General features: G+C 70.7%; 4 protein-coding genes, 1 tRNA gene and 3 pseudogenes. 5 read left to right on the top strand and 3 right to left on the bottom strand.

Features of this window, described 5'->3' with window-relative positions; all coding sequences use genetic code 11:
* Nucleotides 1-277: 277 nt before the first annotated feature.
* A tRNA-Lys gene (locus tag ACFXAZ_RS34650) sits at nt 278-350 on the top strand.
* Here the strand turns inward: ACFXAZ_RS34650 and xerC are convergent.
* Nucleotides 348-1511 (bottom strand): annotated as a pseudogene (gene xerC / locus ACFXAZ_RS34645) (tyrosine recombinase XerC); the annotation flags it as partial. The gene ACFXAZ_RS34650 and the pseudogene xerC overlap by 3 nt on opposite strands.
* A 101-nt stretch (nt 1512-1612) precedes the next feature.
* Here xerC and ACFXAZ_RS34640 point away from each other — a divergent pair.
* The 4 genes and pseudogenes from ACFXAZ_RS34640 to ACFXAZ_RS34625 all read left to right on the top strand — a co-directional run.
* A pseudogene (locus ACFXAZ_RS34640) lies at nt 1613-2041 on the top strand (exonuclease domain-containing protein); the annotation flags it as partial.
* A complete protein-coding gene (locus tag ACFXAZ_RS34635; protein ID WP_384599412.1) occupies nt 2035-2646 on the top strand; it encodes an AAA family ATPase in 612 nt (203 codons plus the stop codon). The pseudogene ACFXAZ_RS34640 and the gene ACFXAZ_RS34635, both read left to right, overlap by 7 nt.
* Nucleotides 2643-2897: an aldo/keto reductase gene (locus ACFXAZ_RS34630; protein ID WP_384599409.1), complete on the top strand. Its 255-nt coding sequence runs from the start codon at nt 2643-2645 to the stop codon at nt 2895-2897. The genes ACFXAZ_RS34635 and ACFXAZ_RS34630 overlap by 4 nt, the downstream gene beginning before the upstream one ends.
* An 11-nt stretch (nt 2898-2908) precedes the next feature.
* Nucleotides 2909-3223: pseudogene (locus ACFXAZ_RS34625) on the top strand (aldo/keto reductase); the annotation flags it as partial.
* Nucleotides 3224-3688: 465 nt separating this feature from the next.
* On the opposite strand, the gene ACFXAZ_RS34620 reads toward ACFXAZ_RS34625, so the two are convergent.
* Nucleotides 3689-4351, bottom strand: a complete 663-nt coding sequence (locus ACFXAZ_RS34620) for a fasciclin domain-containing protein (RefSeq protein WP_384599405.1) — start codon at nt 4349-4351, stop codon at nt 3689-3691.
* Nucleotides 4352-4446: 95 nt separating this feature from the next.
* Nucleotides 4447-6150 (bottom strand): molybdopterin-dependent oxidoreductase, encoded by a 1704-nt coding sequence (locus tag ACFXAZ_RS34615; RefSeq protein ID WP_384599402.1) that lies wholly within the window; start codon nt 6148-6150, stop codon nt 4447-4449.
* Nucleotides 6151-6395 lie beyond the last annotated feature (245 nt).

Here is a 6395-nt window from a genome sequence, read left to right as displayed (position 1 = left end):
GGGGAGGGGGAGGGGGAGGCCGGGGCTCGGGTGGGGGGCGGGGGTGGGGTGGATCCGTAGGGGACGGTTGGGGATCCGTGGGGGATATCTGGGGGATTTGCAGGGAGTCGGCTAGGGGGCTCGCAGGGGTGTCTGTCGAGCTTTGGCCCGATTGCGGCTCCCTCGGTTGATTCCCTCGCCCCTCTTCACCCGTGCGCCGGGCAGTGTCCCGATACCCGATCGGAGACGCGGCCCGCTCCGGCTATGCTCGGGGAGGCAACATCACGCATCACCGGGTGGGCCCTTAGCTCAATTGGCAGAGCAGTGGACTTTTAATCCATTGGTTGTGGGTTCGAGTCCCACAGGGCCTACGAGTTGTAGGCGGGGGATATGCCCTCTGACCTGCTACGCAGCGTCCGGGTCGGCTTCGGTCGACTCGGGCGCTTCCTCGTTTTCGAGCCACTGCGTGAGCGATGCGTGAGCGGATGTGGGCGTGGTCTGCGGATGGGCGCCGCTTGAGCGGACGAATCGGCAGTTGCCCTGCGCGAACGGGGGATCAGCTTGGCTGCCTTCTCGCCGATCTCGCGGTCCAGCTCAGGGAGCAGGCTCGTGTACGTGTCCGAGGTCAGCGTGATCGTGGAGTGCCGGAGTGTCTCCTTCACCGTGTGGATGTCGCCGCCGCCTCCGTGTGTGAGCGTCGCGGCGACGTGACGCAGGTCTCGCAGGGTGATGGGAGGCAGGTCGGTCATGGCGAGAACGCGGCGGAAGGTCTCGGAGACGGTCTCCGGGTGTAGCCAGGAGCCGTCTTCCTTGGTGAAGACCTTGCCGGTGTCATGCCAGGCTTCGCCCCACTCCGCGCGCTCCTTCTCCTGGCGGGCTTTGTGGTCGCGCAGTTCGGAGATGGTCGTGCTGTCGAGCGCGATCGTGTTGGCGCTGCCGTCTGTCTTGGGCTCGGACTCGTAGGGGTCCCAGCCGTCCACCACGATCTCCTTGGGGGTTGTGATGAGGCCGGCGTCGAGGTCGACTTCGTGTCAGTCCTGGCCGACCGCCTCGCCGCGACGGAGACCGCGGGTGCCCATGAGGTGGAAGATCGCGTACAGGCGGTCGCCCTCGGCTGCGTCGAGGAAGGCGCCGAACTGCTGTGGGGTCCACACCATGACCGGGTCGGGGACTTGGCCCGTCTCGCGCCAGCGTCGTACGCGCTCCTCGGTCCATAGGAGTGGTTTCGGGTGTTTGCCGGATTCCAGTTCGACATGGGACGCCGGGTTGAAGGTGATCAACTGCTGGGCGATCGCCGCGTTCAGTGCCGCGCGGAGGGTGCGGCGGATGGCCTGGCGGCTGGCCGGGCCCGTGATCTTCCGGAAGGGCTTCATCCCGGCGAGCTTGGCTCGTTCGGCCGCGAGGAGCTGTCGTTCGGCTCCAGCGGGCCGCCCTGGCTTGCTCGGCTTGCAACGGGCGAGCTGTTCGCGACGGGCCTGGTTCTCGGCCGTGATCGTCTCGTTGTCGTCGGCTATGCCGTCGAACATCTCCACACGACCGAGCCAAACCCCACCACAACCGCCGCCACGGCCGAGCCGAGATCGGCTGGAAGGCGGAGGACGGAACACCCACCGCATGAACTTCGTTCGCGGCCCGGGTGCATGGCCTGACCAACCAGGTCCTGGAGGACAAGCCGGGCTGGGAGGAGACCAAGGACGCGGTCCACGCCTACCTCGGCACGGCGTGGATCGCCGCCCACCACGCGCACGTGGACTACCGCGTCCTGTCCGCCCACCTTCCGCAGTGGCGGCCGGCCGGAGTCATCGACACCCTCCGCCTCGCCAGGGCCACCTATCCCGGCCTGACCAGACACAGCCTCGACGCGCTGATCGAGCATGCCCGGCCGGACCTGGACCAGGCTCCCGCCCAGCGCCACCGGGCGACGTTCGACGCGTACGCGACCGCCCAGCTCCTCATCGCCATGGCCGGCCAGTACGAGAGCTGGAAGCAGCTCGTGGCCGCCGCCGTCCCGCCCGGCCTGCCCGGCGCCCCCGAACCAGAACAGGAGCCCACCCTGTGGTGACAGCACCAAAACTCCTCCGCATCGGCATCATGGGAGCCCACTCCACCGGCAAAACCCTGCTCATGCGCCGCATCGAGATGGAACTGCGCGGCCTGGACATCCCCGTCGCCCGCGCCGGCCGGCTCGGGCGGCGGGCGGCACTCGTGCCCCTGCCCAAGATGCGGCACCACACGGTGGACTCCACCAGGTGGATCATCGCCACCGGCATCGCCGACGAAGTCGCCGCCGCCGCGTCCCTCGGCAACGACGCCCCGGTGCGGGTCGTCCTCGCGGATCGGGCTTGCTGGGACGCGATCAGCTACTACCGGGCCGCCCAGGAATGGAACAACCGGACCCTGCCCCGCGCGGGAAGCGAGTCCCTGTACCGGCTCGCCGCCGCACACGACCCCTACGACCTCCTCCTCGCCACCGTCCTCGACCCCGACGTCCCCGTCAGACCGAAGCACGACCACGACGCCCGCTACCGCACGCTGGTCGACCACCACACCCACGCACTCCTCCGCGAAGAAAGCCTCCCGTCCATACCGGTCACCGGCGACCACGCCAGCCAGAGGCGGGCCATCGAGAAGGCCCTCCAGCTCTGCTGCACGGAGGCGCTGATATGAAGCCTCCCGCGCCCGGCGGAACGATCGAGATCGCCGGAAAGACCATCTCCCGCCTCGGCTTCGGCACCATGCGCCTGACCGGCCCCGGCATCCGGGGCGACCCCCACGACCGCAACCATGCCCTCGGCATGCTGCGCCGAGCCGTCCACACCTTCGGCATCACCCACATCGACACCGCCGACGCCTACGGCCCCCACACCGTCGAGCACCTGATCAAAGACGCCCCCACCCCTACCCCGACAGCCTCCTGATCGCGACCAAGGTGGGCTTCGCACGGCCCGCCCCGAACCAGTGGGCACCGCACGGACACCCGGTCTACCTGCGCGCCAGCGTTGAAGCGAGCCTGCGCCGCCTGGGACTGGAGCGCCTGGAACTGTGCTACCTGCACCGCATCGACCCCGACGTACCGCTCGCCGACCAGCTCGGCACGCTCGCGGCCATGCGCGACGAGGGGAAGATCGGGCACATCGGCCTCTCCAAGATCACCCCGGACGACTTCGAACAGGCCCGGAAGGAAGTCTCCGTCGCCGCGGTGCAGAACGTCCTCAACATCCTCGACCGGTACGACCCGGTCATGGAACTGTGCCGCGACGCCACGATCCCCTACGTCCCGTACCGTCCTCTCGCCGCCAGCGCCGCCGCGTCGGGCGGGAATGTGACCACCCCTCTGTGCTGGCTACCAGCATCGTCGAGGCCGTGGACGGCGGCGGCTGGACATGAAGCCGGTCGCCTTACCCCCGACCGTGAGGCCGCGAGCACGAGCGCCGTACGAGAACTGGCGCCCGCCGATCACCGGCGTCACGGTCCTTGCCCTGGTCGGGGTCACCAGTCTCGTCCTGCCACGCCTCCCGGGCGACACATGGGCGCTGCCGACAGGATCGGTCGAGGAAGGACGGAGTCCCGAAGAAGCAGCACAGGCCGTGCTCACCCCCCTGTCCGGAACGCTACCGGTGGCCCGCCGTTCCCGGCCCGGCCCGGCCCGGACGGACGGGGCGGGCGGGGAACGGGGCGAGAGGGCGGGCCGACGTCGGGTGCCGGTTGGTCAGGCGGTGGGCATCAGCACGGTGTCGATGATGTAGACGTTCGCGTTGGCGGTCTCGACTCCGCCGCAGACGACCTGGGCCGAGTCGCCGACTGTGTACGACTCGCCCGAGCCGGATGTCGTGAGCTTCGAGGTCTCCAGGGTGTCGAAGGACCCGTTCTCCAGATCGGCGGGGGCGAGCTTCTGGCCGACGACGTGGTAGGTGAGGATCTTCGTCAGCTGGGCCTTGTCGTTGAGGACCTTGTCCAGGTCGGCCTTGGGGATCTTTGCGAAGGCGTCGTTGGTCGGCGCGAACACGGTGATGTTCTCGGCATTGTTGAGGGTGTCGGCAAGCCCCGCTTTCTGCACGGCGGTCACCAGCGTGGACAGCGCGGGGTTGTTGGACGCGGCGGTGGCGACCGGGTCCTGGGCCATGCCGTCGAAGGAGCCCGCGCCGGTCGTGGGCACGGTCGAGCAGGCGGGGCCGAACGGCTGGTCCATGGCGGCGGTTTCGGAGCTGGTACCGGCGTTGTCGTCGGAGGCCGGGGCCGACGCCTCCGGCGCGGAACCGGACTCGGCGGAGTCGCTGCCGCTGTCGGAGCAGGCGGTCAGGACGAGCGGGAGTACGGCCGCGGCGGCGAGGGCGACGGTGGCACGGCGGAAACGAATGTGACGAGTGTTCATGGTGATTCTCCTGGGGTGGGGAAACGGGCGGCCTGTGCCGCCTGCTGGCGGGAACTTGCTGGTAGGGGGTTGATCGGGGGCGTGGGATCACGGGGTCATTCGACGGTGACGACCACGGAGTGCCATCCGCTGGCCCCGTCGGGCACGGTTTTCGTCCGCTGTTGCGTCTGCACCGCTCCGGTGCGGTCGGTGGCGCGCACGGTGAGGGTGTGGCCGCCCGGGGTGGCCTGCCAGGGGAAGGACCACTGCCGCCAGGTGTCACGGCTGGCCTCGGTGGCGAGGCGGGCCCGCTGCCACGGTCCGTCGTCCACCCGGACCTCAACCCGGTCGATGCCCCGGCGCTGGGCCCAGGCGACCCCGGCGACCATGACCGTCCCCGCCCTCGGCCGGGCGAAGGGCCGGGGCGTGTCGATCCGCGACTGCGTCTTGACCGGCGCCCGGCGTGCCCACCCCCGCTGTACCCAGTAGGGGTCGTACGCGTCGAACGTGGTCAGCTCGATGCTCTCGATCCACTTGCAGGCGGAGACGAACCCGTACAGGCCCGGCACCACCATGCGGACGGGGAAGCCGTGGTCGAAGGGGAGCGGTTCGCCGTTCATGCCGAGGGCGAGCAGGGCGTCCCGGCCGTCCATGACGTCCTCGACCGGACTGCCCAGCGTCATCCCATCGACGGAACGGGCCACCAACTGGTCGGCCGGCCCACCCAGGGAGGGCGCCCGCACCCCGCACTCGGCCAACAGTTCGGCGAGCCGTACGCCGGTCCAGCGCGCGTTGCCGACGTAGGGGCCGCCGACCTCGTTGGAGACACAGGTGAGGGTGATGTCCCGCTCGACCAGTTCGCGGCGCAGCAGGTCGTCGTACGTGAGGGTGAGGGGTCGGATGACTCCCCGGCCGTGGATGCGCAGCCGCCAAGTGGTGGCGTCCACCCTCGGTACGACGAGCGCGGTGTCGACGCGGTAGAAGGAATTGTGGGGGGTGACGAAGGGACTGACCCCGGGGACCCGTAGCTGGGTGCCTTTGGGCAGGGGGGCGGCGGGGGAGCCCGGCGCGGGCAGCAGGACCCGTTCCCGGGAGGCGGTCGCGTCCTGGGCGGCCGAGCCCTTCAGGACCCGGCCGAGGCCACCGGCCCCGAAGGAGGCCGCCGCGGCGGCGCTCGCGGCGATGACGAAACCACGGCGGTCCCAGCCCTCGTCCTGTCCCCGCTCCCGTCCCCGTCCCCGTCCCCGCTCCTGATCCTGATCCTGCTCCCGTCCCCGTGCCCGTCCCTGCTCCCGCTCCTGCTCTTGCTCCTGTTCCGGTCCGCCGCTGGATGCGGCGGACCGCCTCCGTACCGTGAGCCGGCCCACCAGGGCGTACAGCACGGCCGCCCCGGCGACCGCCCCCGCCAAGGACGGCACCGTGTCGGGCGGGCCGCTGGCATCGGGCCGGGTGGCGGCGGCCACCGCACCCACCAGCCCGAAGAGAAGGACGCCCGCCACGCCCGCACGGCGGAACCGCAGGGCCGCGATTCCCAGGAACAGCGCGAGCAGGGCCAGCACCGCGAGGATTCCGGCTTGCAGCACCAGCTTGTCGTTCGTGCCGAAGTTCCGGATCGCCCAGTCCTTGACCGCGGCGGGCGTACGGTCGATGGCCGCTGCGCCCACCGCGACCACGGGACCAGCCTGCGGACGCACCGCCGCCGACACCAACTCGGCGATGGCGAGGGCCGCGAGACCGGCCAGGACCCCGCTCAGCGCACCGAGCCCCACCGGCGCTGCTACCGCCCGCCGGTTCCGGATGCTCGTCCTGTCGTTCCTCACACGGGGAATCCGGCCCCGGACTGTCCCCGGATTGGTCGGCCGCCCGAACGGATGAAATCCCTCCACCGGCCAATCCGCGGAGCCCGTCCGCTACGGATGGAATGCATCAGTTCCGCTCGGCCACAGCCCGGCAGGTGTTGCCTTCGAAAGGCCAGGGGTGGGGGGGGGGGGGTGGGGGGGGGGGTGCTCGGGGGTCGGGGCGGAGCGCGCGGCCCCCCCGCGCACCGCCACGCCCCACCCCCCCC

The sequence above is a fragment of the Streptomyces sp. NPDC059477 genome, from assembly GCF_042749375.1.
Lineage (GTDB): Bacteria > Actinomycetota > Actinomycetes > Streptomycetales > Streptomycetaceae > Streptomyces.
This window is presented reverse-complemented; position numbering and strand designations above follow the sequence as displayed.

What these genes read in the sequence shown, in the direction of transcription:
- ACFXAZ_RS34630 (WP_384599409.1), top strand. Translation starts at nt 2,643, where the DNA reads ATGAAGCCTCCCGCGCCCGGCGGAACGATCGAGATCGCCGGAAAGACC.
- ACFXAZ_RS34620 (WP_384599405.1), bottom strand. Translation starts at nt 4,351, where the DNA reads ATGAACACTCGTCACATTCGTTTCCGCCGTGCCACCGTCGCCCTCGCC.